This window comes from Streptomyces sioyaensis (assembly GCF_004122735.1).
GTDB lineage: Bacteria > Actinomycetota > Actinomycetes > Streptomycetales > Streptomycetaceae > Streptomyces > Streptomyces sioyaensis.
Genome location: NZ_SDIF01000026.1, coordinates 52,812 through 79,339, shown reverse-complemented (window position 1 = coordinate 79,339; position 26,528 = coordinate 52,812). Strand labels below are relative to the sequence as shown.

Below are 26,528 nucleotides of genomic sequence, written 5' to 3'. Positions count from 1 at the left end.
CAGGAGTGGGTTGCGGAAGCCGGCTGTCCCCTCCCCGGCCCCCGGGCGGCCCGTCCCGATGAGTGGCCCAGGGGAGGGGACAGCCGGCTTCCGCAACCCCCTCCTGTGTCCGCTCTGTGAGACACCCGCTGAGACAACCGGGCGTGCGGTCTACGCTCCCTGCCGCCCAGGAAGGGCGAAGTAGGGACAAGCTCACCGTCGGCGACGACGCGGCTTATCGGGGCGGCCCGGCCAGGGCCTAGACTCCCGTCCGTACAGATCGTCGAAGTCGTTGAACAAGCGCAGTCAGGGAGCGAGGGGCGGACGTGGTGGACGCGACCGGACGCACCACCGTCGCCGCGGACTATTTCCAGGGCTACTCGGTCGTCGGGATCATCGCGGTGATCGGTGTGCTCTTCGTCGCCGTGGCCTTCGGGGCCGGGCGGCTGCTGCGGCCAGTGGTGCCGACGCCCGAGAAGCTGCTGACGTACGAATGCGGCGTGGACCCGGTCGGCGAGGGCTGGGCACACACCCAGGTCCGCTATTACGTCTACGCCTTCCTCTACGTCATCTTCGCCGTCGACTCGATCTTCCTGTTCCCCTGGGCGACGATCTTCGCCGCCCCCGGCTTCGGTGGTGTGACGCTGGTGGAGATGTTCATCTTCCTCGGCTTCCTCACCGTCGGCCTGCTCTACGCATGGAAGAAGGGCGTCCTGGAATGGACGTGAACCCCGCACCCCACGGATCCGCAGCCGCGTCCGAGGGCGCCAGGGCCGAGTTCCTGCCGGAGCCACGGCGCCTGGGCACCCTCGCCCGGCTCGCGCCCGAACCGATGAAGGTGGTCCTCAACTGGGGCCGCCGCTACAGCCTGTGGGTCTTCAACTTCGGCCTGGCCTGCTGCGCCATCGAGTTCATCGCCGCGTCCATGGCGCGGCACGACTTCATCCGGCTCGGCGTGATCCCGTTCGCGCCCGGTCCGCGCCAGGCCGACCTGATGGTGGTCTCCGGCACGGTCACCGACAAGATGGCGCCGGCGGTCAGGCGGCTCTACGAGCAGATGCCCGAGCCGAAGTACGTCATCTCCTTCGGAGCCTGCTCCAACTGCGGCGGCCCCTACTGGGACTCGTACTCGGTCACCAAGGGCGTCGACCAGATCATCCCGGTCGATGTGTACGTACCGGGCTGCCCGCCGCGTCCGGAGGCGCTGCTCCAGGGCATCCTCAAGCTCCAGGAGAAGATCGCCCGCGAGTCGCTGGGAGAGCGGTACGCGAAGGGCGGCACGGCCCGGCCCTCGGCGGCCGCGCTGCGCAGCGGACTCGTCACGCCGCCCGCGCCGACGACGGCGGGGGAGGAGCCCCGATGAGCGAGCAGCCTGAGCAGCCGGAGAAGCCCGAGCAGTCGGAGAAGCCCGAGCAGCCTGGGCAGGAGTCGGCGAGCGCCGAGCAGTCGGCGGCGCCGGAGCAGCCGGAAGCGCCCGCGGCCGAGCCCGTCGTCGGCTGGCTGCCGCGGCCCGCGAGCGAGATCTTCGGCACCGGGGCCACGGCGGAGCTGGCGTACGACCTGCTGACCGTCGACGTCCCGGCGGACGGCTGGCTCACCGCGCTGACGGCCGCCCGGGACGACCTGGGCTGCAGCTATTTCGACTGGCTGAGCGCCGTCGACGAGCCCGGCACCGGCTTCCGGATCTGCGCCCATCTCGCGGATGTGGCGCGCCCCGGCACCGTCCGCCGGCTGATCGTGCGGACGACCGTGCCGCACGAGGCTGCCGCGCTGCCCACCGCCGTCGAGGTGTACGCGGGCGCCGGCTGGCACGAGCGCGAGACCCACGAGATGTTCGGCGTCGACTTCACCGGCCACCCGCACCTCGTACCGCTGCTGCTCCCGGACAGCTTCGAAGGGCACCCGCTGCGCAAGGATTTCGTGCTGGCGGCGCGGGTGGCGAAGGCATGGCCGGGCGCGAAGGAGCCAGGGGAGCCTGCGGCGGGTGCGGCGCACGGCGGGCCCAAGCGCCGCCAGATGCTGCCCCCGGGCGTCCCGGACCCGAACGAGTGGGGCCCGCTCAAGGGCCAGCTGCCGCCGGCACCCGCGCGGCCGGCGCGAGGTGCGCGGGCCGCGGGCGGTGCCCGTGCGGCCGGTGCCGCCGCGGGCGAGCGCCCGGCCCGGCGGACCCGGACCGCCGGCGCGGGCTCGGCCAGTCAGCAGGCTGCCGGGGAGGCGGCCGGCACGCCGGAGGCTCCGGCGGCCCCGGCCACTCCGGCGGCCCCGTCGGGTACCGAACGGCCGGAGCGCCCGGCCCGTCGTACGCGGTCGGCGAGCGCGGGCTCGGCCAGTCAGCAGCAGGCGGCGGAAGCGGCCCCGGCAGAGGAGACGCCGGCGGCAGCCCCGGAGGCGGCGGCCCCCAAGGCGGCTCCCCCGCGCTCCTCCGACGCCCCGTGGCACCACGCGCGCCCGGCCTTCGACGAGACCGCGAAGGCCGACGAGGCCGCGAAGGCCGACGAGACCGGGAAGGCCGACGAAGCCGGGACGGCCGGGGAGGCCGGGCGGTCCGGCCGGCCCGCGCCGGAGACGGAACCCGCCGAGCCGGACGCCGGACCCGCCGGACCGGGCGCCGGACCCGCCGGGCCGGACACCTCCGGCCCAGCCGCCACCCCCGCCGACCGCCCAACCCCCGACCCCGGGAAACGCCCCCGGCCCGCAGCGGATGAGCCCCAGGACCCGGAAGGAGGCGACACCCCATGAGCGACGCGCTCGACATCGCGCTGCGCCTCGTCGCCGTCTTCGTCGTCTTCCTGGTGTTCCCCCTGGTCATCGGGCAGACCGAGCACAAGGTCATGGCTCATATGCAGGGCCGCCTCGGTCCCATGTACGCGGGCGGGTTCCACGGCTGGGCGCAACTGGTCGCCGACGGGGTGAAGTTCGCGCAGAAGGAGGACATCGTTCCGGCCGGCGCCGACCGGCGGATCTTCCAACTCGCGCCCGCCGTCGCCCTGCTGCCGTACCTCCTGGTCCTGGTCGCCATCCCGATAGGCCCGCACAACGCCGTGGGCCAGGCCCTGGACGCGGGGATCTTCTTCGTCCTCGCCGTCATGGGCGTCGGCGTGCTCGGCTCGCTGATGGCGGGCTGGGCCTCGGCGAACAAGTTCTCGCTGCTCGGCGGTCTGCGGACGGCCGCACAGCTGCTCGCGTACGAGCTGCCGATGCTGCTGGCCGCGGCGTCGGTCGCGATGGCGGCCGGCACGCTCTCGCTGCCCGGCATCATCGAGGCCTTCCACTGGTGGTGGGTGCCCTGGCAGATCGTCGGCGGCGTGGTCTTCTTCACCGCGGGGCTCGCCGAGCTCCAGCGGCCGCCGTTCGACATGCCGGTCGCCGACTCGGAGATCATCTTCGGTGCGTACACCGAGTACACCGGACTGCGCTTCGCGCTCTTCCTCCTCGCCGAGTACGCGGGCATCGTCGTCCTCTGCGCGCTGACCTCCGTCCTCTTCCTCGGCGGCTGGCACGGCCCGTTCGGCGCCGACGGCCTGGGCTGGCTGTGGACGCTGCTGAAGACCGTGATCCTCGCCTTCGGCGTCATCTGGCTGCGGGTGACCTACCCGCGGCTGCGCGAGGACCAGCTGCAGAAGCTCGCCTGGACGGTCCTCATCCCGCTCGCCCTCGCCCAGATCGCCCTCACCGGCGTCGTCAAGGTGGTGATCTCGTCATGAGCTTCCCCGGTTCCGGCCTCGCCAAGGGGCTGGCCGTCACCCTGCGGACGATGACGAAGCGATCGGTCACCGCGCAGTACCCGGACGTCCAGCCCGACCTCCCGCCCCGTACCCGCGGCGTCATCGGGCTGTTCGAGGAGAACTGCACGGTGTGCATGCTCTGCGCCCGCGAGTGCCCGGACTGGTGCATCTACATCGACTCCCACAAGGAGACGGTGCCGCCGGCCGCCCCCGGAGGCCGTGAGCGCAGCCGTAACGTGCTGGACCGCTTCGCGATCGACTTCGCGCTGTGCATGTACTGCGGCATCTGCATCGAGGTCTGCCCCTTCGACGCGCTCTTCTGGTCACCGGAGTTCGAGTACGCCGAGACGGACATCCGCGAGCTGACCCACGAGCGCGACAAGCTCCGTGAGTGGATGTGGACGGTGCCCGAGCCGCCGGCGCTCGACCCGGCCGCCGAGGATCCCAAGGAGCTCACCGCCGCCCGCAAGGCAGCGGACAAGCTCGCCGCCCAGCAGGCGGCGGAGGCCGAGGCCCGGGAAGAGGAGCCGCAGGACCGACCGGACACCCCAGGGGAGGGCACGTGACGCTCGCCGCCACCGCAGCCGGCCACGGCTTCCTTTCGCCCAGCGGCGTCGAGATCGCCTTCGTCCTTGTCGGGATCGCCACCCTCGGCGCGGCCGTCCTGACCGTCACCACCCGGCAGTTGGTGCACGCGGCCCTCTGGCTGGTCGTCGCCCTCGGCGGGGTCGCCGTGGCATATCTGCTCCTGACGGCCGAGTTCATCGCCTGGGTGCAGGTACTGATCTACGTCGGTTCGGTCGTCGTCCTCCTGCTCTTCGGGCTGATGCTCACCAAGGCGCCCATCGGCCGTTCCCCGGACGCCGATTCGGGCAACCGCTGGGCCGCGCTCGTCGTGGCTCTCGCCTCGGCCGCCGCGCTGGTCTGGGTCGTGGTGGACGCCTTCCGTGCCACCTGGATCAACCTCGACGGCGCCGCCCAGGGCTCCACCGAGGCCTCCGGGCGCAGCCTCTTCCAGTACTGGGTGCTGCCCTTCGAGGCGCTGTCCGTGCTGCTGCTGGCCGCGCTCGTCGGGGCGATCGTGCTGTCCCGCAAGTCGGGCGAGGGCGAGGCCGCGGCGGCGTCCCTCACCAACGGTGCCGCCCGCGCTCCCGCCGCCCCCGCCCCCCGAGAGGAGCAGCGCTGATGCATCTCGCCTACCCGGCCGTCCTCGCCGTCCTCCTCTTCTGCACCGGCCTGTACGGCGTGCTGGCCCGCCGCAACGCGATCCTGGTGCTGATGTCCGTCGAGCTGATGCTCAACGCCGTCAACCTCAACCTCGTCGCCTTCGACGTCTGGCTGCGCGACACCCTGCACGCCGGCCAGGCGCTCACCCTCTTCACCATCGCCATCGCCGCCGCCGAGATCGGCATCGGCCTGGCGATCGTGCTGCTCGTCTACCGCAACCGCGGCAGCTCCGACATCGACCGGCTCCGTGACCTCGCCGAGAAGCCGGGGGCCGCGGACGGGGAACCGCAGCCGGACACCACGGCGGAGGCCGCCGCGTGACGCTCACGACCACTGCCGTTCTCGTTCCCCTCCTGCCCTTCCTCGGGGCCGTCGCGGGCCTTCTCCTGGGCCGCCGGGCGCCCGGTTTCGTGCGGCCGCTGGCGGTGCTGCCGACCCTGGCCGCCGCCGTGCTCGCGGTGGCCGTCGCCGTCGGGCAGGGCACCGGCCCGGCCACCGACGTCGCCACCGAGCTCACCCCGACCGGCTCGATCCCCATCGATCTGGCCCTGCACCTCGACGGCTTCGCCGTGCTGATCGCCGTCCTGGTCGGTGTCGTGGCGACCTGCGTGCAGCTCTACTCCACCGGCTATCTGCGCAACGACCCGCGCTACGCCTCCTATGCCGCGCTGGTCTCCCTCTTCACCTCCGCGATGCTGCTGGTCGTCTACACCGGCGACCTGATGATGCTGCTGGTCGGCTGGGAAGTCATGGGCATCTGCTCCTACTTCCTCGTCGGCCACTACTGGGAGACCGAGGCCGCCCGGGCCGCCTCCCTGAAGGCCTTCGTCGTCACCAAGCTCGGCGATGTCCCCTTCCTCTTCGGCATCTTCGCGCTGGCCGCCGACGCCGGAACCTTCCGCATCACCGGCATCCTCGGCTCCGTCGCGAGCGGCGGGCTGGACCACCCGACGCTGATCGCGCTGCTGCTGCTGGCCGGTGTCGCGGGCAAGTCGGCGCAGTTCCCGCTGCACACCTGGCTCCCGGACGCGATGGCCGGCCCGACGCCGGTCTCGGCGCTGATCCACGCCGCGACGATGGTGGCGGCCGGTATCTATGTCGTGGCCCGTCTCCTCCCCGTCTTCGCGGCCTCCGCGGCCGCGCTGGTGGTGATGGCCGTCATGGCCGCGCTCACCATGGTCGGCTCCGGTCTGGCCGCGCTCGCCCAGGACGACATCAAGCGCGTGCTGGCCTATTCGACGGTCGGCCAGCTCGGCTACATGCTCGGCGCGCTGGCCGTCGGCGACCGCGGTGCCGCCGTCTTCCACCTCATCTCGCACGGTGCGTTCAAGGCCCTCCTCTTCCTCGGCGCGGGCGTGATCATCCACGCCGCGGGCACCAACTCGCTGGCCGCGATGTCCCGGATGAGCGGCCTGGCCCGGCGCATCCCGGACGCCTACTGGACCATGACCGTCGCGCTGCTCGCGCTCGCCGCGATCCCGCCGTTCGCCGGCTTCTTCTCCAAGGAAGCCGTCCTGGGCGCCGCCGAACACGCCGCCACCGGCGCCGCGCACGGCATCCCCGGCGCGGCCGGCTGGACCGTCCTGGTCTCCGGACTGCTCACCGCCCTCCTCACCGCGGCCTACGCCACCCGCCTGTGGCTGCGGGCCTTCCGTGGCACGGGCGTCGAAGCCCCCGACCACGGCCGGCAGCCGGTCGTGATGAACGCCGTCCTGTGGGCGCTCTTCCTCCCGACCGTCGCACTGGGGCTGGCCGCCCCGCTCCTGCCCGAGTGGTTCGACGGACGCTCGCTCGCGCCGACCCTGACCACCTCCGTCCTGGGTACCGGCATCGCCCTCGTCGGCGGCCTGGTCACCTACGCCGCCTGGCGCCACACCACCGCCCTGGCCGCCCGCACCCCCATCGGTGCGGTCGTGGCCGCCCCGGACGCCGGCCCCGAGGCCGCCGAGGAGACGGCCATCGCCACCCACGCCGCGGTCTACGGCGACAACGCCGGCGCCGCGGACCCGGCCGACCCCGGCCGCCTCCTCCTCGGCCCGCTGCAGCCGCATGCGGCCGTCGGCTTCCATCTCGACGCCGTCTACTCCGTGCTCTTCGTGCGGCCCGTACGCGCCGCGGCCACGCTCGTCCGCTTCCTGGACCGTGAGGTCGTCGACACCTACGTCCGTGGTGCGGGCGCCGCACCGCGCTGGCTGGGTGCCGCCGTCCGCCGGGCCCAGACCGGGAACGTGCAGACCTACCTCGGCGCGCTGCTCGCGGGCTCGCTGGTCCTGGCCATCGCCGCCGTCCTCGTCGCTACGGGCACGGGAGCCTGACCGTGCTGCCATCCCCCGGGGGCCGACCCCCGTACGCCCAGCCGACAGCCCTCGTGGCCTGCCTCGCCGGAGCCGAAACCCTGAGGAGGGCCTGACCCGTGAATCACACCGCTATGCAGCTTCTCCTCGCGGGCCTCGTCGTCCTGCCCCTCGTCGGCGCGCTCGCCGCACTGCTCCCGGCGCCGCCCGGTCTGCGGGGCAAGAACCCCGACCAGGCCGTACTGCGCCACGGCGTGACCGTCACCGGCGTCGTGCTCGCCGCGGCCATCGCCCTGGCCACCGGTTTCGACCACGGCCACCCGGCCCGTATGCAGGCCACCACCGACATCAGCTGGATCCCGGCGCTCGGGATCCGTATCCACCTCGGCGTCGACGGCATCTCGCTCCCCCTCCTCGTCCTGACCGCGCTGCTGACCTTCCTCTGCGCGCTCTACAGCTACTTCAGGATGCCAACGGGCCCGTCACCCAAGGCATTTGTGGCCCTGCTGCTCACTCTTGAGGCCGGCACCCTCGCCACCTTCGCCGTCCTCGACCTGATGCTCTTCTTCCTCGCCTTCGAGATGGTCCTCATCCCGATGTACTTCCTCATCGCCCGCTGGGGCGGTGCCCACAAGCAGGCGGCGGCCTGGAAGTTCATCCTCTACACGCTGCTCGGCTCCGTCGTGATGCTGCTCGGCCTCCTCCTCATCGGCGTGAAATCCGGCACGTTCGACATGGTGGCACTGGCCACTGACAACGGCCCGAAAGCCCAGCTCAGCCACACGGTTCAGCTTCTCGCGGTGCTCGCGATCGGCATCGGACTGGCCGTCAAGTCCCCGATGTGGCCGCTGCACAGCTGGCTGCCCGACGCGCACACCGCCGCCCCCACCGTCGGCTCGGTGCTGCTGGCCGGCGTCCTGCTGAAGATGGGCACCTACGGCTTCGTACGGATCGCGCTGCCCATCACGCCCGAGGGCATGCACACCTTCGCGCCGTACCTCGCCGCGCTGGCCGCCGTCGGCATCATCTACGGCTCGCTCGCCTGCCTGGCCCTCGTCCGCAAGGGAGCGGGCGGCGACCTCAAGCGCCTGATCGCCTACAGCTCCGTCGGCCATATGGGATTCGTCCTGCTCGGCATCGCCAGCATGACCCCCACCGGCGTGAACGGGGCGCTGTTCGCCAACATCGCGCACGGTCTGATCACCGGCCTGCTCTTCTTCATGGTCGGCGCGCTCAAGGACCGCACCGGCAGCACCGACCTCGACACCCTCGCCCGCTCCGCGCCCGGCCCCCGGCCCGCGGGGTCCGGCGCCGCCGCGCTGCTTCCCGCCCCGTCCGGCGCCGCCCTCTACGCCCGGGCGCCCCGCTTCGGCGGCCTGCTCGCCTTCGGGGCCGTCGCCTCCCTGGGCCTCCCCGGACTGGCCGGCTTCTGGGGCGAGATGCTGGCGATGTTCGGCGCCTTCCGTCCGGCCGCCGGGCTCAGCCGCCCCGCCTTCCTGACGTTCATGGTCCTGGCCGGTCTCGGCACCCTGCTGACCGCTGCCTACCTGCTCCTCGTCGTCCGCCGGGTCTGCATGGGCGGCTCGGTGGACCTGGCCGGGGCCGCCGTGCTCGGCAACCCGGACCCGGACGGCGGGACCGGCGCGGACCCGGACGGCACGCCCGCACCGGCCCCCGCCCTGCCCGACCTCGCGCGCTACGAATACGCGGCCTGGACCCCCCTGGCCGCCCTCACCGTCCTCACCGGACTGTGGCCCGCGGCCCTCCTCGGCCTCACCGACCCGGCCGTCCAGCAGCTCCTCGGAGGCGGTAAGTGATGAGCTCGGTCCCCTCGCTGGTCCAGTCCGTCGACTGGCTCGCCCTGGCGCCGCCCACCCTCACCGCGGCCGTCGCCCTGGTGGTGCTCGTCGCCGACCTCTTCCTCCCCGCGGCCCGCAAGCCGCTGCTGGGGTGGATCGCCACGGCCGGCCTCGCGCTCGCCGCGCTCTCCCTCCTGCCGCTCCTGGGCGGCGACCGCCGCACCTTCTGCCTGTCCGGCCACCCCGACGTCTGCAGCTATGTGGCCGACCCGTTCGCCCTGGTCATCCAGTTCCTGGTGCTCGCCGGGGCGCTGCTGACCGCCCTGCTGTCCGTCGACACCATCAGGGACCACGACCTGCCCGCCGGCGAATACTGGTTCCTGCTGCTGTCCTCGGCGGCCGGTGCCGCCCTGCTGCCCGCCTCCCGGGACCTGGCCACCCTCGTCATCGCGCTCGAAGTCGCCTCGCTGCCCGCCTTCGCCCTGGTCGGGCTGCGCCGCGGGGACCGGCTCTCCTCCGAGGCGGCGCTGAAATTCTTCCTGTCCTCGGTGGCCGCCACCGCCGTGATGCTGCTCGGCGTGAGCTTCCTGTACGCGGCCACCGGCAGCCTGCATCTCTCCCGGGTGGCACACGCCCTCACCGCTCTCCCCGACCCGCGGCTGGCCACCCTGGCGAGCGCCGGCGTCGCCCTGACCCTCGTCGGCTTCGCCTTCAAGACCGCGGCCGCGCCGTTCCACTTCTGGGTGCCGGACACCTACGTCGGCGCACCGCTGCCCATCGCCGGCTACCTCTCCGTGGTCGGCAAGGCCGTCGGCTTCTCCGGCCTGATCCTCGTCACGGTCCAGGGCTTCCCCTCCTACGCCGGTGTCTGGGGGCCGGCGCTGGCCGTCCTGGCCGCGCTGACCATGACCGTCGGCAATGTCGCGGCCCTGCGCCAGGACCCCCGGCGCGCCCACAGCGCCGTCCGCCTGCTCGCCTGGTCCTCCGTCGGCCAGGCCGGCTACCTCCTGGTCCCGATCGCGGCGGCCGGCTACCTCCACGACCCGGCGCACGCCATCGGCTCCACCGTCGCCTACGCCCTGATGTACGCGGCCGTGAACCTCGGCGCCTTCGCCGTCGCCGCCGTAGTGGCCCGCACCCGGCCCGCCAACCGGATCACCGACTACCGGGGCCTGTACCACCGGCGGCCCCTGGTGGCGCTCGCCCTCGGCTTCTTCCTGCTCTGCCTCGCCGGCCTGCCGCCGGGCATCATCGGCCTGTTCGCCAAGGTCACGGTCTTCTCCGCGGCCGTCGACGCGGGCCTGGCCTGGCTCGCCGTGGTCATGGCGGTCAATGTCGTGATCGCGCTCTACTACTACCTGCAGTGGACCACGGTCCTCTTCCGGGGAGCGGAGGAGACCGCGGCGGCCCGGGCTCCCGAGGCCGCTCCCGCGCAGGCGCCGCACCGCACCGACATCCCGGCCCCGCTCGCCACCGCCATCGCGCTCGCCGCCGTCCTCGGCATCGCCCTCTCCGGCGCCCCGCAGCTCGTGCTGCGCTTCGCCTCCGGCGCGCTGCTCTGAGCCACCGGCCGGCCCGCCCCACACGGCAGGCCCGGCGCCCCGGACGGCCGCATGGCCGCCTGCCCACCCGTACGGAGGCACGGCCCCACGGGGCGCCTCCGTACGCCCTGCCCGGCCCGCCGCCCGCACACCGGGGAACCAGGCCCGTTCATCCCGCGTTGACCAGTGAGTAAGGATCCACTGGAGAGTGGAGAAACGCAGCACAGGGTTCCCCTGCCGCACCTCTTGGAGGGCGTACCGTGCACCGCCGGCACAACGGGCTCAGGACCGCCGTACTCCTCGGGGGCCTGTCTGCCCTCATCATCGTCATCGGCGGCCTCTTCGGCCGTACGGGCCTGATCATCGCCGTTCTCGTCGCCCTGGGCACCAATGCGTACGCGTACTGGAACAGCGACAAACTCGCGCTGCGGGCCATGCGCGCCCGCCCCGTCAGCGAGTTCGAGGCGCCACAGCTGTACCGCATGGTCCGCGAGCTCTCCACCACTGCCCGTCAGCCGATGCCGCGCCTGTACCTCTCCCCGACCCAGGCGCCCAATGCCTTCGCCACCGGCCGTAACCCCCGCAATGCCGCGGTCTGCTGCACCGACGGCATCCTCCAACTGCTCGACGAACGCGAGCTGCGCGGCGTCATCGGCCACGAACTCAGCCACGTCTACAACCGCGACATCCTCATCTCCTCCGTCGCGGGCGCGCTGGCCTCGGTCGTGATGTTCCTCGTGAACTTCGCCTGGCTGATCCCCGTGGGCCGTTCCGACGACGACGAGGGCCCCGGCCTCCTCGGCATGCTGCTGATCATGATCCTCGGCCCGGTCGCGGCCTCCCTCATCCAGCTCGCCGTCAGCCGCTCCCGCGAGTACGAGGCCGATGCCTCGGGCGCCCAGCTCACCGGCGACCCGCTGGCCCTGGCCTCCGCCCTGCGCAAGCTGGAGGCCGGCACCCAGCAGCTGCCGCTGCCGCCCGAGCCGCGCCTGGAGACCGCCGGCCACATGATGATCGCCAACCCGTTCCGGGCGGGCGAGGGCCTGTCCCGGCTGTTCTCCACCCACCCCCCGATGCGCGAGCGCATCGCCCGCCTCGAACGGCAGGCGGGCCGTCGCCCCTGACGGCCCGGTGCCGGAAGCGGAGAGTGGCCGTCCGCACGGACTCATCGCATGATGAAGGCAGCGATACGAAGACAGCGCGATGAACGCAACGATTCACCGGACTCAGCGCGTCTAGCTCGGCAGACACACTCTCCGTCGTGCCCTGGGAAGGCTGCTGATCATGAAGCTCATCCTCAACGTCCTCTGGCTGGTCCTCAGCGGCTTCTGGCTGGCGATCGGCTATGTCGTCGCAGGAATCGTCTGCTGCATCCTGATCATCACGATCCCGTTCGGCATCGCGTCCTTCCGGATCGCCGGCTATGCCCTGTGGCCCTTCGGCCGGACGACCGTCCAGCGCCATGACGCCGGTGTCGGCTCGGCGATCGGCAATGTCATCTGGATCATCTTCGCGGGCTGGTGGCTGGCCCTCGGGCACATCATCACCGGCCTCGCGCTGTGCGTGACGATCATCGGCATCCCGTTCGGCATCGCCAACTTCAAGATGATCCCGATCTCCCTCATGCCGCTCGGCCGCGACATCGTCCCGACGGACGCGCCGTTCGCGGTGCGCTGACCTCCCGCCCCGGCCCCGCGCCGCCCAGGCGCGTACGGGCCGTTGCGGGGCCCGTCCGGCACACCCGCCCGACACACAGGTGGGGCGGCACGCCGCAGCGCGCCGCCCCATCCTGTGGCACCCGAAAACCGGGCTCCTAGCGGTAGTTCACGAACTGCAGGGCGAAGTCCAGGTCCTTGCCCTTCAGCAGCTGCTGCACCGCCTGCAGGTCGTCCCGGCTCTTCGAGCTGACCCGCAGCTCGTCGCCCTGCACCTGCGCCTTGACGCCCTTCGGGCCCTCCTCGCGGATGATCTTGCCGACCTTCTTCGCGTTCTCCTGCGAGATCCCCTCCTCGATCGAGGCGAAGATCTTGTACTCCTTGCCCGAGGCCTGCGGCTCGCCGGCGTCCAGCGCCTTCAGCGAGATCCCGCGCTTGACCAGCTTGGACTGGAAGATGTCGAGTACGGCCTTCACCCGCTCCTCGGCGTTGGCCCGCATCTCGATCTTCTCGCCCGACCACTCGATCGACGCGCCCACGCCCTTGAAGTCGTAGCGCTGCGAGATCTCCTTGGCGGCCTGGTTGAGGGCGTTGTCGACCTCCTGCCGCTCTACCTTCGAGACGATGTCGAAACTGGAGTCGGCCATGTTGAGTTGGCTCCTCGTACGTAGATCCGTCAGGGGTACGGCCCGTCCCGGACCGCCTGCCAAGCCTAGCCACCCGACCAAGATCCAGCGCTTCCGAATCGAGTGGCAGACCACCCCCGGTCATCGGGTATGGTTTACGTCGTTGCCACGGAGCACCGCCCACAGCGGGCCTCCCGGCAGCAAACCCAGGCGGTGTGCCCGAGCGGCCAAAGGGAGCAGACTGTAAATCTGCCGGCTCAGCCTTCCCAGGTTCGAATCCTGGCGCCGCCACAGGAATGCAAAGGGCCCCTGGCTTGCGGAATCCGCAAGCCAGGGGCCCTTTGTGATGCGCTCTCGCGTCGGTCGGTGCGGTACTCCCGCCTTCTCGATGCCGCACGCCGCATCCCGGAGAGCGTGGACGGGCCGTGGACGACCCCGAAGGTGCCTGCCCCGCCGCGCGAGGCGCCGCGCAGGCTCTCCATTTCGTCCGCGGAATCAAGATCGTTAGGGTGATCGCCGAGCGAGCCTGCTGACGCGTACGCGCCAATGTGCCAGGCCGCATTCTCTGTCCCCCCACGTCCCATAGGGAGAAGACTGTGCGATCACGCGCACGTACCCGGATCCTGACCCTGGCCGGCACCGTGGCCCTCGCCACCCTCACCGCCGCACCGGCGGCCCACGCCGCCGCTTCGGGGTGCACCCACAACTGGAGTGGCCCGCAGGTCTGCATCGCGACCACCGGCGAGAGCGGCAACGTCTACCCCGGCACCATCACCGCCACCTGGACCAACCCGCCCGCGAGTCGCAGCAGGGCGACGGTCTACGTCACGAACTGGTACGCGGGCACCCACACGATGACCGCCACGCGCCACGGCGACGAGATCAAGGGCAGCTGGACCCCGAAGGGCAACCCCTTCGCGGGCGGCGACCTCTGCGTCCGCTTCAAGGGCTCCAGCGCCAAGGCCTGCGTCGACCTGATCGACAGGTAACGCCCCGCCTCCGCACGGCTCTCCGCACAGCGGAAGCGGGGAGCCGTCGTGGTCCGTCGGATCCCCCCGCGCCGTGCCGTCCTCAGCGCCCCGCCACCGCCCGCACCGCGTCCGCCACCGGCACCTCCCCGCCGATCAGCTCCAGCGTCCGGCCGATGGTGCCCGGTTCGTCGAGCAGCGCCGCCAGGACGGCCGCCACGTCGTCCCGGGTCACCTCGTCGCGGCCGGTCGACTCTGCCAGCGTCACCAGGCCCGTTCCGGGGTCGTTCGTCAGGCGGCCGGGCCGCAGGATCGTCCAGTCCAGCCCGGCGCGGGCCCGTACGTCCGCGTCCGCGGCACCCTTCGCCCGCAGATACGCCGCGAAGACCGGATCGGTGCCCTCCGGCGGCTCACGGTCCGCGCCCATGGAGGAGACGACGAGGAAGCGCCGGACGCCCGCGGCCTCGGCCGCGTCCGCGAAGAGCGCCGCCGCGCCCCGGTCCACCGTGTCCTTGCGCCCAGCGCCGCTGCCCGGGCCCGCGCCCGCCGCGAAGACGGCCGCGTCGGCCCCCTCCATGTGCCGGGCGACATCCTCCACCGACGCCGACTCCAGGTCGCAGACCACCGGCTCGGCACCCGCGGCCAGCACGTCGCCGGCCTGTTCCGGCCGACGGAGGATGCCCGCGACCTCGTCCCCGCGCTTGGCGAGCAACCGCTCCAGCCGCAGCGCGATCTGACCATGTCCACCTGCGATGACAATGCGCATGATCCCGACCGTACGCCGAAGGTCCGCCACGCGGTGCGGGACCGGCCGGGTGCGGCCGCCTTCTCGCCGCCGCGGCTCAGCGCCGCGGCTCAGCGCTGCGACTGCCGCGGCAGCTCCAGCGCCACCTCCGCCGCCGAGTCGCAGTACTCCCGCACCGCGCTGGTCCGGGCGACCACCCGCCCCCGGTGGATCACGATCCGGCTGTAGGCGAGCGAGAGCACCCCGGCGATCCGCTCCCCGCGCACCGCCAGCAGCTCCGCGGGAAAGCCCGCCTCGACCCGCACCTCCGGCAGGCTCAGCGTGGCCCGCGCCGCCGCACTCACCGTCTCGTACGCCGCCTCCGGTGTGGCCTCGCCCAGGGACGCCAGGAGGTACGCGGCCTCCAGGGGATCGCCGCGCCCCACCGGGTTCGCCACGTCCCGCAGCGCCCCACTGCCCGCCGCCACCCGCACCCCGGCCGCCCGCAGCAGCCGTACCGGCGCCGGCCGCGACACCCGCGAGCCGTAGCGCTCCAGGCCCGTGCAGTCGCCCTGCGGCAGACAGACGACGGCGACGCCGGCGGCGGCCAACTGCTCGGCGACCCGCGCGGCCACGCTCCGCGGCATCCGCGCCATCCCCGCACACGGGCCGAGCGCGACCCCCGGCCGCAGCCCGCCCGACATCGCCGCGAACCGCGCCAGCCGCGCCGGATCGTCACCGTCGGTGTGCAGATCCACCGGGCAGCCGTGCTCGCCGGCCAGCTCCAGCACCGTCTCGACGTACCCGGCGGGGTCGGGGTCGAGGTCCGGGCAGCCACCGATGACCGAGGCGCCCATCTTCACCGCGTCCCGCAGCATCGCCAGCCCGTCCGCACCGGCCACCCCGGTCAACACCCGCGGCACCGCCACCGCCGCCAGATCGGCCAGCCCCCGCAGCGACCTGCGGGCCTGCAGGACCGCCTCCAGCGAGCGCAGGCCCTGCACGTCGCCGATCCTGACGTGGCTGCGCGAGGCGGTGGCGCCGTGCCCCAACTGCAGCAACGCGGCCTCGGTCGTCCGCCGCTGGACGTCCTCGGGGGAGCCGGAAGCGGGGCCGTCGGAGTCCGCCGTCAGCGCGGTGTCGCAGTGCGCGTGCGGCTCTGCGGGGGCCGGGAGCAGGAGGTAGCCGGCGAGGTCGACGCGGGCGCCCTGCGGGGCGAGGCTGCCCGCCGTCCCGACGGCCTCGATGCGCCCACCGCCGAGCCGTACGTCCACCGTCCGGCCGTCGGCGAGCCGGGCCCCGCACAGCACCAGCGCACCGCTTTCCGGCCTGGCGTACCGGCCGGCGCCGCCGGGCTTTCCCGGCTGGGGCTGCGGCGAACTGCTGTCGGACATCGCGCTCCTCGAAAGCACCGGCGTGCAAGATCACGCAGCGTTCTTCCGAGCCTAGGACGCTGCCGGGAGAGCGTTGCGCAGGCGCGAAATAGTCGTACCGGTGTGGTGCCCGGGGCCGTTGGGGCACGGCCCGATACGGATTTCACGTTTGGCGGCGGGCCGTGTAATGTCTTCATCGCTCGCCCCAATAGCTCAGTCGGCAGAGCGTCTCCATGGTAAGGAGAAGGTCTACGGTTCGATTCCGTATTGGGGCTCTGATGTGTGAGGTTCCCGCCCTCGGGCGGGGTCCCCTCGCATCACAGCGGTGTAGCTCAGTCGGTAGAGCAAGCGGCTCATAATCGCTGTGTCACCGGTTCAAGTCCGGTCACCGCTACTGACAGTAGCCGATTGTGGGGTCGGTCCTCCGATCGGCTACTCTTCTATGCGTTAACCCGACCATCCGTCCGTCAAGGAGCACTCACGTGGCTGCCACCGACGTCCGCCCGAAGATCACGCTGGCCTGCGTGGAGTGCAAGGAGCGGAACTACATCACCAAGAAGAACCGGCGTAACGACCCGGACCGTCTTGAGATGAAGAAGCACTGCCCCCGTTGCAACTCGCACACTGCGCACCGCGAGACGCGATAACACAGGCTCGTCCGTGAGGCCGTCCCCATTCGTGGGGGCGGCCTCACGGCGTTATCACCATCAGTACAGGGAGGTTGCGAGCCCATGGCGCTCGACCAGTCATTTGTGGGGCGCACGTACCCGCCCACCGACTCCTACGAAGTCGGCCGGGAAAAGATCCGGGAATTCGCCGAGGCCATCGGTGACACCAACCCCGCTTACACCGACGCCGAAGCAGCCAAGGCGCTCGGGTACTCCGATGTGATCGCGCCGCCGACGTTCGTCTTCGCGATCACTTTCAAGGCCGCGGGACAGGTCATCGAGGACCCGCAACTGGGCCTGGACTACAGCCGGGTGGTGCACGGCGACCAGAAGTTCGCCTACACCCGGCCGGTGCGCAGCGGGGACCGGCTGAGCGTCACCTCCACCATCGAGGCCATCAAGAGCATGGCGGGCAACGACATCATCGACATCCGCGGTGAGGTGCACGACGAGGCGGGCGAACACGTCGTGACCGCGTTCACCAAGCTGGTGGCCCGCGCCGACCGGGAGGCCTGAGATGACCGCCAAGATTGCTTACGACGAGGTCGAGGTCGGTACCGAACTCCCGGCGCAGACCTTCCCGGTGAGCCGCGCCACGCTCGTCCGGTACGCGGGTGCCTCCGGCGACTTCAACCCGATCCACTGGAACGAGAAGTTCGCCAAGGAGGTCGGGCTGCCGGACGTCATCGCCCATGGCATGTTCACCATGGCCGAGGCGATCCGCGTGGTCACCGACTGGACCGGCGACCCGGGCGCGGTCGCCGAGTACGGCGTGCGTTTCACCAAGCCCGTCGTCGTCCCCAACGACGAGACCGGTGCGCTGATCGAGGTCAGCGCCAAGGTCGCGGCCAAGCTGGACGACGACGACCGTACGGTCCGGGTCGATCTCACCGCGATGAGCGCGGGCCAGAAGGTGCTGGGCATGTCCCGCGCCGTGGTCCGCCTCGCCTGACGGCTGCCGCCGGGGGCGGCCGGCCGAGGATGTCGGACCGCCCCCGTACCCTTGGGCGCGTGCAGGAACTCCATGACGCGCCCCTCGCCCCGCTGACCACCTTCCGCCTCGGTGGCCCGGCCACCCGCCTCGTCACGGCCACCACCGACGACGAGGTGGTCGCGGCCGTCCGCGCGGCCGACGACGCCGGGGACCCGCTGCTGATCATCGGTGGCGGCAGCAACCTCGTCATCGGTGACAAGGGCTTCGACGGCACGGCCCTGCGCATCGCCACCCGCGGCTTCGAGCTCGACGGCACGGCCCTCACGCTCGCCGCCGGCGAGAACTGGTCCGACGCGGTCGCCCGTACGGTCGAGGCCGGACTGGCCGGCGTGGAGTGCCTGGCCGGCATCCCCGGCTCGGCGGGCGCCACCCCGATCCAGAACGTGGGCGCGTACGGCCAGGAGGTCTCCGCCACGATCACCGAGGTCGTCGCCTACGACCGCCGGGCCGGCGAGACCGTCACGATCCCGGGCGCTCAGTGCGGCTTCTCCTACCGCCACAGCCGCTTCAAGGCGCACCCCGACCGGTTCGTGGTGCTGCGGGTGCGCTTCGCCCTGGAGGACGCCGGGGGCCTCTCCGCGCCCCTGAAGTACCCCGAGACCGCCCGCGCCCTCGGCGTCGAGGCCGGTGACCGGGTCCCGGCCGCCGTCGCCCGGCAGACCGTCCTGGCCCTGCGCGCGGGCAAGGGCATGGTGCTGGACCCGGAGGACCACGACACCTGGTCGGCCGGCTCCTTCTTCACCAACCCGATCCTCAGCGAGGCCGAGCACGCCGCCTTCCTCCAGCGGGTCCAGGACCGCCTCGGCCCCGATGTCGCCCCGCCCGCCTTCCCGGCCGGCGACGGCCTGATCAAGACCTCCGCCGCCTGGCTCATCGACCGGGCCGGCTTCACCAAGGGCTACGGCAGCGGCCCGGCCCGTATCTCCACCAAGCACACCCTCGCGCTCACCAACCGCGGCAAGGCCACCACCGAGGACCTGCTCGCCCTGGCCCGCGAGGTCCGCGACGGGGTGCACGCGGCCTTCGGCGTCACGCTCGTCAACGAACCCGTCACGGTCGGCGTCAGCCTCTAGCCGGGCCTCCGGGGCTCTATCCGGCCAGCCAGTCGTCGATCCCCGCCAGCAGCCGCTGCTGCTCGTCCAGCGGGGCGCACGAGCCACGGACGGACTGCCGGGCCAGTTCGGCCAGTTCGGCATCGGTGAAGTCGTGCGTGGTGCGGGCGATCTCGTACTGCGCGGCCAGCCGCGCCCCGAACAGCAGGGGATCGTCCGCGCCCAGCGCCATCGGCACGCCCGCGTCGAACAGCGTCCGCAGCGGCACGTCCTCCGGCTTCTCGTAGACCCCCAGCGCCACGTTCGACGACGGGCACACCTCGCAGGTCACCCCGCGCGCGGCCAGCCGGCGCAGCAGCGCGGGGTCCTCCGCGGCCCGGACGCCGTGCCCCACCCGGCCGGCGTGCAGATCGTCCAGGCAGTCCCGGACGCTGGCCGGCCCCGACAGCTCCCCGCCGTGCGGCGCCGCCAGCAGACCGCCCTCGCGTGCGATGGCGAAGGCGCGGTCGAAGTCCCGGGCGAAACCCCGGCGTTCGTCGTTGGACAGCCCGAAACCGATCACTCCGCGGTCGGCGTAGCGCACCGCGAGCCGCGCCAGCGTCCGGGCGTCCAGCGGGTGCTTCATACGGTTCGCGGCGACCAGGACGCGGATGCCGAGCCCGGTGTCACGGGACGCGCCGTGCACCGCGTCCAGGATGATCTCCAGGGCCGGGATCAGCCCGCCCAGCCGTGGCGCGTACGAGGTCGGGTCGACCTGGATCTCCAGCCAGCGCGACCCGTCGCGGACGTCCTCCTCGGCGGCCTCGCGCACCAGCCGCTGGATGTCCTCGGGCGCCCGCAGACAGGACCGCGCGATGTCGTACAGCCGCTGGAAGCGGAACCAGCCGCGCTCGTCCGTGGCGCGCAGCCTGGGCGGCTCACCGCCCCGCAGCGCCTCCGGCAGATGGACGCCGTACTTGTCGGCGAGCTCCAGCAGGGTCGTGGACCGCATCGAACCGGTGAAGTGCAGGTGCAGATGGGCCTTCGGCAATCGGCGCAGGTCTCGAATGGCGGCTCCGCCGCGGGCACGAACGCTCTCCATCCGAGGATCTTGCCGTATGGGACCGGTGTGCCGGTAGGCCCTTTCCCGAAGGGGCGTCCGGGAGAACGGACGAGCGGGCGCCGGGAAGAGATCCCGGCGCCCGCTCGTGTCACCCAGATATCCGCAGGCAGGGCCGTCCTGGTGAACTACTTGGCCTCCGCCAGCAGCTTCTGGAGGCGCGAGACGCCCTCGACCAGGTCCTCGTCGCCCAGCGCGTACGAAAGCCGCAGGTAGCCGGGGGTACCGAAGGCCTCACCCGGGACGACGGCGACCTCCGCCTCCTCCAGGATCAGCCCGGCCAGCTCCACGCTGGTCTGCGGGCGCTTGCCGCGGATCTCCTTGCCCAGGAGCTCCTTCACCGACGGGTACGCGTAGAACGCGCCCTCCGGCTCCGGGCACAGCACCCCGTCGATCTCGTTGAGCATCCGCACGATGGTGCGACGGCGGCGGTCAAAGGCGACCTTCATCTCCTCGACGGCCGTCAGATCGCCGGAGACCGCCGCGATGGCCGCGGCCTGCGCCACGTTCGAGACGTTGGACGTGGCGTGCGACTGGAGGTTCGCGGCGGCCTTGATGACGTCCTTGGGGCCGATCGCCCAGCCCACCCGCCAGCCGGTCATCGCGTACGTCTTCGCCACGCCGTTGACGATGATGCACTTGTCGCGCAGCTCGGGCACGACCACCGGCAGCGACGAGAACTCCGCGTCGCCGTAGACCAGGTGCTCGTAGATCTCGTCGGTCAGCACCCACAGGCCGTGCTCGGCGGCCCAGCGGCCGACCGCCTCGACCTGCTCGCGGGTGTAGACCGCGCCGGTCGGGTTCGACGGCGAGACGAACAGCAGCACCTTGGTGCGGTCCGTACGGGCCGCCTCCAGCTGCTCCACGGTCACGCGGTAGCCGGTGGTCTCGTCGGCGACCACGTCGACCGGCACACCGCCGGCGAGACGGATCGACTCGGGGTAGGTGGTCCAGTACGGCGCCGGGACGATGACCTCGTCACCCGGGTCGAGGATCGCTGCGAACGCCTCGTAGATCGCCTGCTTGCCGCCGTTCGTCACCAGGACGTTCGCGGCCTCGATCTCGTAGCCGGAGTCGCGCAGCGTCTTCGCGGCGATCGCGGTCTTCAGCTCGGGGAGGCCGCCGGCCGGGGTGTAGCGGTGGTACTTCGGGTTGCGGCAGGCCTCGACCGCGGCCTCGACGATGTAGTCGGGCGTGGGGAAGTCGGGCTCACCGGCGCCGAAGCCGATCACCGGGCGTCCGGCGGCCTTGAGGGCCTTCGCCTTGGCGTCTACGGCGAGGGTCGCGGACTCGGAGATCGAACCGACGCGGGCCGAGACCCGGCGCTCGGTGGCGGACGATGCGGAAGGGGTTGCAGCGCTCATACATGCATCGTTGCAGACCGCCCACGAGCCCGACACACGGGTTTGCGGGCACCACCCGCGAGGATCGTGTTCGACGACCGGCCCCGAACCACGTACACTCGCTGACCGTTGGCTCCCAACAGGTCGCCGCGGCACATGCACCAAGTGCAGTCGCCCGCATGCGGTAGGTTGGGGGAACCACAAAGGGTCGTAGCTCAATTGGTAGAGCACTGGTCTCCAAAACCAGCGGTTGGGGGTTCAAGTCCCTCCGGCCCTGCTACACGCACTCTCCACCGCAGTGCGTGCACGCGTACGTATGACATGCACCGCCGTGCGGCAGGGCAGGGCGCGGCACGGCCACGACCCGGATTCAGGTGAGGACGAGTGACGGACGCCCTGGGCTCCATCGACATGCCTGAGCGCGGTCGCTCCGAGGACGAGGCCGCGGAGTCCCAGAAGAAGCCCCGCCGCGGCGGCAAGCGCGGCAAGAAGGGCCCCTTCGCGCGGCTCGCGCTCTTCTACCGCCAGATCGTGGCGGAGCTCCGCAAGGTCGTTTGGCCCACGCGCAGCCAGCTCTCGACGTACACCAGTGTGGTGATCGTCTTCGTTGTCATCATCATCGGTCTCGTAACCGTGATTGACTTGGGAATCAACCGAGTCGTCGGGTACGTCTTCGGCTGATCCCGCGGAGGGCGCCTCAGCGGGCGCCCATTTCGCATGTTCAACCCCTTGAAGCCAGGAAGAAGCAGCCACCGTGTCTGACCCGAACCTGAACGACGCCGCCGACTCCGCCGAAACGGCAGCGGCCGACGTGGACGCGGCCGCCTCGGCCGAGGTCGAGGGCGACGACACCGCGCGTGACATCGTCGAGAACGCCGACGCGGTCGACGAGCTCGACGCCGAGGACGCCGCCGCCGGTGAGCCCGCCGAAGAGGCCGCGGTGCACGTCGACGAGGACGCCGAGGCCACCACCGAGGTCACCGAGGACGAGGAGGAGCCGGTCGACCCCGTCGCCGCCCTCCGCGACGAGCTCCGTGGCCTGCCCGGCGAGTGGTACGTCATCCACACCTACGCGGGGTACGAGAACCGCGTGAAGACCAACCTTGAGCAGCGTGCCGTCTCGCTGAACGTCGAGGACTTCATCTTCCAGGCCGAGGTGCCGCAGGAAGAGGTCGCCCAGATCAAGAACGGCGAGCGCAAGACCATCCGCCAGAACAAGCTCCCGGGCTATGTGCTGGTGCGGATGGACCTGACGAACGAGTCCTGGGGCGTCGTCCGCAACACCCCGGGTGTCACCGGCTTCGTCGGCAACGCCTACGACCCCTACCCGCTGACGCTGGACGAGATCGTCAAGATGCTCGCCCCGGAGGCCGAGGAGAAGGCCGCCAAGGAGGCCGCCGCGGCCGAGGGCAAGCCGGCGCCGTCCCGCAAGGTCGAGGTCCAGGTGCTGGACTTCGAGGTGGGCGACTCCGTCACCGTCACCGACGGCCCGTTCGCGACGCTCCAGGCGACGATCAACGAGATCAACGCCGACTCGAAGAAGGTCAAGGGCCTCGTCGAGATCTTCGGCCGCGAGACCCCGGTCGAGCTGAGCTTCGACCAGATCCAGAAGAACTAGGTTCTTCCGGACCACCAGCCAAATCGACCAGGTCAGACGGGCTCACAGCCGGTCTGACCTGCTCGGTTTTTGGCCGCACGACCCTACCCGTTATCGTTGTGCGGTATGCCTCCATCCGGATGACCGGGTGGATCGGCGAAACACCTCTCACTAGGACCCGGAGAGAGCATGCCTCCCAAGAAGAAGAAGGTCACGGGGCTCATCAAGCTCCAGATCCAGGCCGGTGCCGCAAACCCGGCTCCGCCGGTCGGCCCCGCGCTGGGTCAGCACGGCGTCAACATCATGGAGTTCTGCAAGGCCTACAACGCCGCGACCGAGTCGCAGCGTGGCATGGTCGTGCCGGTGGAGATCACGGTCTACGAAGACCGTTCCTTCACCTTCATCACCAAGACTCCGCCGGCCGCGAAGCTCATCCTGAAGGCCGCGGGCGTGGAGAAGGGCTCCGGCGAGCCGCACAAGACCAAGGTCGCCAAGATCACCCGCGACCAGGTCCGCGACATCGCCACCACCAAGATGCCCGACCTGAGCGCCAACGACCTCGACTCCGCCGAGAAGATCATCGCTGGCACCGCCCGTTCCATGGGCATCACGATCGAGGGCTGACCTCCAGCCTCGTTCGGCACCCCGTGGCAGGACCAGGCGCTGGTCCGCACCACGACTCCACCCCACTGCACCAGGAGCAGAAGTGAAGCGCAGCAAGACTCTTCGCAACGCGGACGCGAAGATCGACCGGGAGCGTGTGTACGCCCCCCTCGAGGCCGTCCGTCTCGCCAAGGACACCGCCTCCGTCAAGTTCGACGCGACCGTCGAGGTTGCCATGCGTCTGGGCGTCGACCCGCGCAAGGCCGACCAGATGGTCCGTGGCACCGTGAACCTCCCGCACGGCACCGGTAAGACCGCCCGGGTCCTGGTCTTCGCGACCGGTGACCGTGCTGCGGCCGCGGAAGCCGCCGGCGCCGACATCGTCGGCTCGGACGAACTGATCGACGAGGTCTCCAAGGGCCGTCTGGACTTCGACGCCGTCGTCGCCACCCCGGACCTCATGGGCAAGGTCGGCCGCCTCGGCCGCGTGCTCGGTCCGCGTGGTCTGATGCCGAACCCGAAGACCGGCACCGTCACCCCGGATGTCGCCAAGGCTGTCACCGACATCAAGGGCGGCAAGATCGAGTTCCGCGTGGACAAGCACGCGAACCTCCACTTCATCATCGGCAAGGTCTCCTTCGACGAGACCAAGCTGGTGGAGAACTACGCCGCGGCCCTTGAGGAGATCACCCGCCTCAAGCCGTCCGCCGCCAAGGGCCGCTACATCAAGAAGGCCACCATCACCACCACGATGGGCCCCGGCATCCCGCTGGACGCCAACCGCACCCGCAACCTCCTCGTCGAGGACGAGGCCGTCTGATCTCCTTGATCAGCGCCTCGTAGCGCGTCTGCATCGCGTCAGGCCCCGTCTCTCCTCCGGGAGGGACGGGGCCTGACGCGTGTGCTGTCGGTGCCCTGCATTACAGTCGCCCCGAGGTCCATAAAGATGATCTAAGGGGGAGCCTCACGTGCGTAGCACGCGTATAGCCGCCGCCGTGGCGGGTGCAGTGATGTTGGTGGGCAGCCTGAGCGCCTGTAACGACGACGGCGGCAAGGCCTCCGGCGGCGGCAGCAGCAGCGGCGGGAGCAGCGACACGGCGGGCGGCAAGCAGGACCCGGCGCAGAACCCGGTGGACGCGCTGAAGGCCGCCCAGGAGGCGACCTCGGGCAAGAAGACCGCGAAGATCGACGGCTCGACGACCACGACCACCACCAACGGCCAGGTGAAGCAGTCCACCAAGGGCGGGCTGGACTGGACGCAGGGCATGCAGATGAACGTGGAGAACACCATGACCGGCGGGGGGAGCCCCGGTAAGCCGATCAAGGCGATCTACACCAAGGACGCCGTGTACATGAACATGGGCGCGGCCATGCCCGGTGCGAGCAGCAAGCCCTGGATGAAGTACTCGTACGCGACGCTCTCGAAGCAGCTGGGCGGCTCCGGCACGCTGTTCCAGGACGTCCTGCAGAACGCGAACCCGAGCCAGCCGATCGAGCTGCTGATCGCCTCCGGCACGGCCAAGGCCGTCGGCAAGGAGGCCGTGAACGGCGTCCAGGCGACGCACTACACCGGCACCGTCACGATGGACCAGCTGAGCGGCAAGGTCAGCAAGTCGGTCCGTGACCTGGTCCAGAAGCAGCTCGCAAAGGGCGGCGCGAAGAGCGAGCAGCTCGACGTCTGGATCGACGCCGACAACCTGCTGGTCAAGAAGGTGGAGAAGCTCGGCGGCAAGCAGCCCAGCAGTTCCACGGCGCTCTTCTCGGACTACGGCACCAAGGTCGACGTGGCCCCGCCGCCGGCGAGCCAGACGACGACCGCGCCCGGCGCCTGACCGGCACCGCAGAAGCGCGTGTGACGGCCTGAGCGGGGGCGCACGGATGCCCCCGCTCAGGCGGATTTGCCTGACCGCAGTCCGCTCCCGTATCTTTTCCCGGAAGCCAAAGACCGCTGGTTGTCTCTGCGCGTCCGAACTCCGGGCGTGTGGTGGCCGAAGGATCCGCTAGCTGCGGACGGCCTGCGCAGGCGTGTATGGATGAACTCCCGGACGGAATTCCGTTTCGGTTGAGTACGCCCCGTGCGCCTGCGCCGGGGCGTTTGTTTTGCCCAGCCCCTTCTGCGCGGTCCTCATCACCCGGAAGGAGGCCGAGGCTCATGGCGACGTCTGACAAGAACGCAGCCGTTGCGGAGATCACGGAGAAGCTCCGCGACTCGCACGCAGCTGTTGTGACTTCTTACACCGGACTGACTGTGGCGCAGCTCAAGGAGCTGCGTCGTTCTCTCGGCGAGAACGCTCAGTACCGTGTGGTGAAGAACACGCTGACCAAGATCGCGGCCAAGGAGGCCGGGATTCAGCTGGACGAGCACCTCAAGGGCTCGACCGCTGTCGCCTTCGTGACCGGTGACCCGGTCACGGCGGCGAAGGGTCTTCGTGACTTCGCCAAGGAGAACCCCTCTCTCGTCATCAAGGGCGGTGTCCTTGACGGCAAGGCGCTGTCTGCCGACGAGATCAAGAAGCTTGCGGACCTTGAGTCCCGTGAGGTTCTGCTCGCCAAGCTGGCGGGTGCGCTGAAGGCGTCCACGGCCAAGGCCGCGGCGACCCTCCAGGCCCCGCTCACGAAGTTCGCCCGCACCGCGGACGCGCTTCGCAGCAAGGTCGAGCAGGGCGGTGCCGGTACGCCGGCTCCCGCCGAGGCTGCCGAGTAATCACTCGGACGCCCAGCGGGCCCGAAGTACGCCCGCCAGACATGTACATCCGGCACCAGCCGAATTAGTGGAAGGACCGCCACCATGGCGAAGCTCAGCCAGGAAGACCTGCTCGCGCAGTTCGAGGAGATGACCCTCATCGAGCTCTCCGAGTTCGTGAAGGCGTTCGAGGACAAGTTCGACGTCGAGGCCGCCGCCCCGGTCGCCGTTGCCGCCGCCGGTGGCCCGGCCGCCCCGGCCGCCGCCGCCGAGGAGGAGAAGGACGAGTTCGACGTCATCCTCACCGGTGCGGGCGACAAGAAGATCCAGGTCATCAAGGTCGTGCGTGAGCTGACCTCCCTGGGCCTGAAGGAGGCCAAGGACCTCGTCGACGGCACCCCGAAGCCGGTCCTCGAGAAGGTCGCCAAGGACGCCGCCGAGAAGGCTGCCGAGTCCCTCAAGGGCGCCGGCGCCTCCGTCGAGGTCAAGTGACTTCACTGAGTCTCCGACTCACGTCCTGAGCGCCTGAGGCGTCAGGGGCACCAGCCAAGGGCGATCACCCATGCGGGTGGTCGCCC

The 26,528-nt window shown here is 71.1% G+C and carries 29 protein-coding genes and 4 tRNA genes; 28 read left to right on the top strand and 5 right to left on the bottom strand.

What is annotated here, in order from left to right:
* Positions 1–305: 305 nt before the first annotated feature.
* The 12 genes from EST54_RS12545 to EST54_RS12490 all read left to right on the top strand — a co-directional run bounded on the left by EST54_RS12545 (position 306) and on the right by EST54_RS12490 (position 12,242).
* Positions 306–707 (top strand): NADH-quinone oxidoreductase subunit A, encoded by a 402-nt coding sequence (locus EST54_RS12545; protein ID WP_129247674.1) that lies wholly within the window; start codon positions 306–308, stop codon positions 705–707.
* Entirely contained in the window at positions 698–1,342 is a 645-nt protein-coding gene (locus EST54_RS12540; RefSeq protein WP_129247673.1) for an NADH-quinone oxidoreductase subunit B, read from the top strand. The genes EST54_RS12545 and EST54_RS12540 overlap by 10 nt, the downstream gene beginning before the upstream one ends.
* Positions 1,339–2,718, top strand: coding sequence for an NADH-quinone oxidoreductase subunit C (locus tag EST54_RS12535; protein WP_239013213.1), 1,380 nt, complete (start codon positions 1,339–1,341; stop codon positions 2,716–2,718). The genes EST54_RS12540 and EST54_RS12535 overlap by 4 nt, the downstream gene beginning before the upstream one ends.
* Positions 2,715–3,683, top strand: coding sequence for a complex I subunit 1/NuoH family protein (locus tag EST54_RS12530; protein WP_088798433.1), 969 nt, complete (start codon positions 2,715–2,717; stop codon positions 3,681–3,683). Before EST54_RS12535 ends, EST54_RS12530 begins: the two co-directional genes overlap by 4 nt.
* Entirely contained in the window at positions 3,680–4,270 is a 591-nt protein-coding gene (locus EST54_RS12525) for a NuoI/complex I 23 kDa subunit family protein (RefSeq protein ID WP_129247672.1), read from the top strand. Before EST54_RS12530 ends, EST54_RS12525 begins: the two co-directional genes overlap by 4 nt.
* Positions 4,267–4,890 (top strand): NADH-quinone oxidoreductase subunit J family protein, encoded by a 624-nt coding sequence (locus EST54_RS12520; RefSeq protein ID WP_129247671.1) that lies wholly within the window; start codon positions 4,267–4,269, stop codon positions 4,888–4,890. The genes EST54_RS12525 and EST54_RS12520 overlap by 4 nt, the downstream gene beginning before the upstream one ends.
* Positions 4,890–5,252, top strand: coding sequence for an NADH-quinone oxidoreductase subunit NuoK (gene nuoK, locus EST54_RS12515; protein ID WP_093483826.1), 363 nt, complete (start codon positions 4,890–4,892; stop codon positions 5,250–5,252). The genes EST54_RS12520 and nuoK overlap by 1 nt, the downstream gene beginning before the upstream one ends.
* Positions 5,249–7,246 (top strand): NADH-quinone oxidoreductase subunit 5 family protein, encoded by a 1,998-nt coding sequence (locus EST54_RS12510; protein WP_129247670.1) that lies wholly within the window; start codon positions 5,249–5,251, stop codon positions 7,244–7,246. Before nuoK ends, EST54_RS12510 begins: the two co-directional genes overlap by 4 nt.
* 113 nt (positions 7,247–7,359) lie before the next feature.
* A complete protein-coding gene (locus tag EST54_RS12505) occupies positions 7,360–9,042 on the top strand; it encodes a complex I subunit 4 family protein (RefSeq protein WP_129247678.1) in 1,683 nt (560 codons plus the stop codon).
* A complete protein-coding gene (locus tag EST54_RS12500) occupies positions 9,042–10,586 on the top strand; it encodes an NADH-quinone oxidoreductase subunit N (RefSeq protein WP_129247669.1) in 1,545 nt (514 codons plus the stop codon). Before EST54_RS12505 ends, EST54_RS12500 begins: the two co-directional genes overlap by 1 nt.
* A 239-nt stretch (positions 10,587–10,825) precedes the next feature.
* A complete protein-coding gene (gene htpX / locus EST54_RS12495; protein WP_129247668.1) occupies positions 10,826–11,689 on the top strand; it encodes a zinc metalloprotease HtpX in 864 nt (287 codons plus the stop codon).
* Positions 11,690–11,849: 160 nt separating this feature from the next.
* Entirely contained in the window at positions 11,850–12,242 is a 393-nt protein-coding gene (locus EST54_RS12490; RefSeq protein WP_129247667.1) for a YccF domain-containing protein, read from the top strand.
* Between the two features lie 136 nt (positions 12,243–12,378).
* Here EST54_RS12490 and EST54_RS12485 read toward each other — a convergent pair whose 3' ends face one another.
* A complete protein-coding gene (locus EST54_RS12485) occupies positions 12,379–12,867 on the bottom strand; it encodes a YajQ family cyclic di-GMP-binding protein (protein ID WP_129247666.1) in 489 nt (162 codons plus the stop codon).
* A 188-nt stretch (positions 12,868–13,055) separates the two neighbouring features.
* Between EST54_RS12485 and EST54_RS12480 the strand changes: the two genes are divergently transcribed.
* Positions 13,056–13,137 (top strand) — tRNA-Tyr (locus EST54_RS12480).
* Between the two features lie 305 nt (positions 13,138–13,442).
* On the top strand, positions 13,443–13,835 hold the full coding sequence (locus tag EST54_RS12475) for a hypothetical protein (protein WP_129247665.1): 393 nt from the start codon (positions 13,443–13,445) through the stop codon (positions 13,833–13,835).
* 82 nt (positions 13,836–13,917) lie between these two features.
* Here EST54_RS12475 and EST54_RS12470 read toward each other — a convergent pair whose 3' ends face one another.
* Both EST54_RS12470 and EST54_RS12465 read right to left on the bottom strand, forming a co-directional pair.
* Complete coding sequence (locus tag EST54_RS12470) at positions 13,918–14,580, bottom strand: NAD(P)H-binding protein (RefSeq protein WP_129247664.1); 663 nt, start codon at positions 14,578–14,580, stop codon at positions 13,918–13,920.
* 89 nt (positions 14,581–14,669) lie between these two features.
* Complete coding sequence (locus tag EST54_RS12465) at positions 14,670–15,932, bottom strand: amidohydrolase family protein (RefSeq protein ID WP_129247663.1); 1,263 nt, start codon at positions 15,930–15,932, stop codon at positions 14,670–14,672.
* Positions 15,933–16,113: 181 nt separating this feature from the next.
* On the opposite strand from EST54_RS12465, the gene EST54_RS12460 reads away from it, so the two are divergent.
* The 6 genes from EST54_RS12460 (at position 16,114) to EST54_RS12435 (ending at position 18,646) form a co-directional block, all read left to right on the top strand.
* Positions 16,114–16,186 (top strand) — tRNA-Thr (locus EST54_RS12460).
* A 46-nt stretch (positions 16,187–16,232) separates the two neighbouring features.
* A tRNA-Met gene (locus EST54_RS12455) sits at positions 16,233–16,305 on the top strand.
* Positions 16,306–16,393: 88 nt separating this feature from the next.
* Positions 16,394–16,558 carry a 50S ribosomal protein L33 gene (rpmG, locus tag EST54_RS12450; RefSeq protein ID WP_006604855.1) on the top strand — a complete coding sequence of 55 codons (165 nt, stop codon included), beginning with the start codon at positions 16,394–16,396 and terminating at the stop codon, positions 16,556–16,558.
* Positions 16,559–16,642: 84 nt separating this feature from the next.
* Complete coding sequence (locus tag EST54_RS12445; RefSeq protein WP_129247662.1) at positions 16,643–17,095, top strand: MaoC family dehydratase N-terminal domain-containing protein; 453 nt, start codon at positions 16,643–16,645, stop codon at positions 17,093–17,095.
* Between the two features lies 1 nt (position 17,096).
* Positions 17,097–17,531: a MaoC family dehydratase gene (locus EST54_RS12440; protein WP_129247661.1), complete on the top strand. Its 435-nt coding sequence runs from the start codon at positions 17,097–17,099 to the stop codon at positions 17,529–17,531.
* 59 nt (positions 17,532–17,590) lie between these two features.
* Positions 17,591–18,646 carry a UDP-N-acetylmuramate dehydrogenase gene (locus EST54_RS12435; RefSeq protein WP_129247660.1) on the top strand — a complete coding sequence of 352 codons (1,056 nt, stop codon included), beginning with the start codon at positions 17,591–17,593 and terminating at the stop codon, positions 18,644–18,646.
* A 16-nt stretch (positions 18,647–18,662) separates the two neighbouring features.
* On the opposite strand, the gene EST54_RS12430 is transcribed toward EST54_RS12435, so the two are convergent.
* Positions 18,663–19,706: an adenosine deaminase gene (locus tag EST54_RS12430; RefSeq protein ID WP_129247659.1), complete on the bottom strand. Its 1,044-nt coding sequence runs from the start codon at positions 19,704–19,706 to the stop codon at positions 18,663–18,665.
* Positions 19,707–19,852: 146 nt separating this feature from the next.
* Positions 19,853–21,088 carry a pyridoxal phosphate-dependent aminotransferase gene (locus tag EST54_RS12425; protein WP_129247658.1) on the bottom strand — a complete coding sequence of 412 codons (1,236 nt, stop codon included), beginning with the start codon at positions 21,086–21,088 and terminating at the stop codon, positions 19,853–19,855.
* Positions 21,089–21,271: 183 nt separating this feature from the next.
* On the opposite strand from EST54_RS12425, the gene EST54_RS12420 reads away from it, so the two are divergent.
* The 8 genes from EST54_RS12420 to rplL all read left to right on the top strand — a co-directional run bounded on the left by EST54_RS12420 (position 21,272) and on the right by rplL (position 26,442).
* Positions 21,272–21,344: transfer RNA gene (locus EST54_RS12420), tRNA-Trp, on the top strand.
* 107 nt (positions 21,345–21,451) lie between these two features.
* On the top strand, positions 21,452–21,748 hold the full coding sequence (gene secE, locus EST54_RS12415; RefSeq protein WP_129247657.1) for a preprotein translocase subunit SecE: 297 nt from the start codon (positions 21,452–21,454) through the stop codon (positions 21,746–21,748).
* A 73-nt stretch (positions 21,749–21,821) separates the two neighbouring features.
* Entirely contained in the window at positions 21,822–22,685 is an 864-nt protein-coding gene (gene nusG / locus EST54_RS12410) for a transcription termination/antitermination protein NusG (protein WP_129247656.1), read from the top strand.
* A gap of 168 nt (positions 22,686–22,853) precedes the next feature.
* Positions 22,854–23,288, top strand: coding sequence for a 50S ribosomal protein L11 (gene rplK / locus EST54_RS12405; RefSeq protein WP_129247655.1), 435 nt, complete (start codon positions 22,854–22,856; stop codon positions 23,286–23,288).
* A gap of 82 nt (positions 23,289–23,370) precedes the next feature.
* Positions 23,371–24,087, top strand: a complete 717-nt coding sequence (rplA, locus tag EST54_RS12400; RefSeq protein ID WP_129247654.1) for a 50S ribosomal protein L1 — start codon at positions 23,371–23,373, stop codon at positions 24,085–24,087.
* 148 nt (positions 24,088–24,235) lie between these two features.
* A complete protein-coding gene (locus EST54_RS12395; RefSeq protein WP_244942503.1) occupies positions 24,236–25,099 on the top strand; it encodes a LolA-like protein in 864 nt (287 codons plus the stop codon).
* Positions 25,100–25,419: 320 nt separating this feature from the next.
* The gene (gene rplJ / locus EST54_RS12390) at positions 25,420–25,971 is read left to right on the top strand and encodes a 50S ribosomal protein L10 (protein WP_129247653.1); all 552 of its coding nucleotides are present in this window, start codon (positions 25,420–25,422) and stop codon (positions 25,969–25,971) included.
* 84 nt (positions 25,972–26,055) lie between these two features.
* On the top strand, positions 26,056–26,442 hold the full coding sequence (rplL, locus tag EST54_RS12385) for a 50S ribosomal protein L7/L12 (protein WP_129247652.1): 387 nt from the start codon (positions 26,056–26,058) through the stop codon (positions 26,440–26,442).
* Positions 26,443–26,528: the final 86 nt, after the last annotated feature.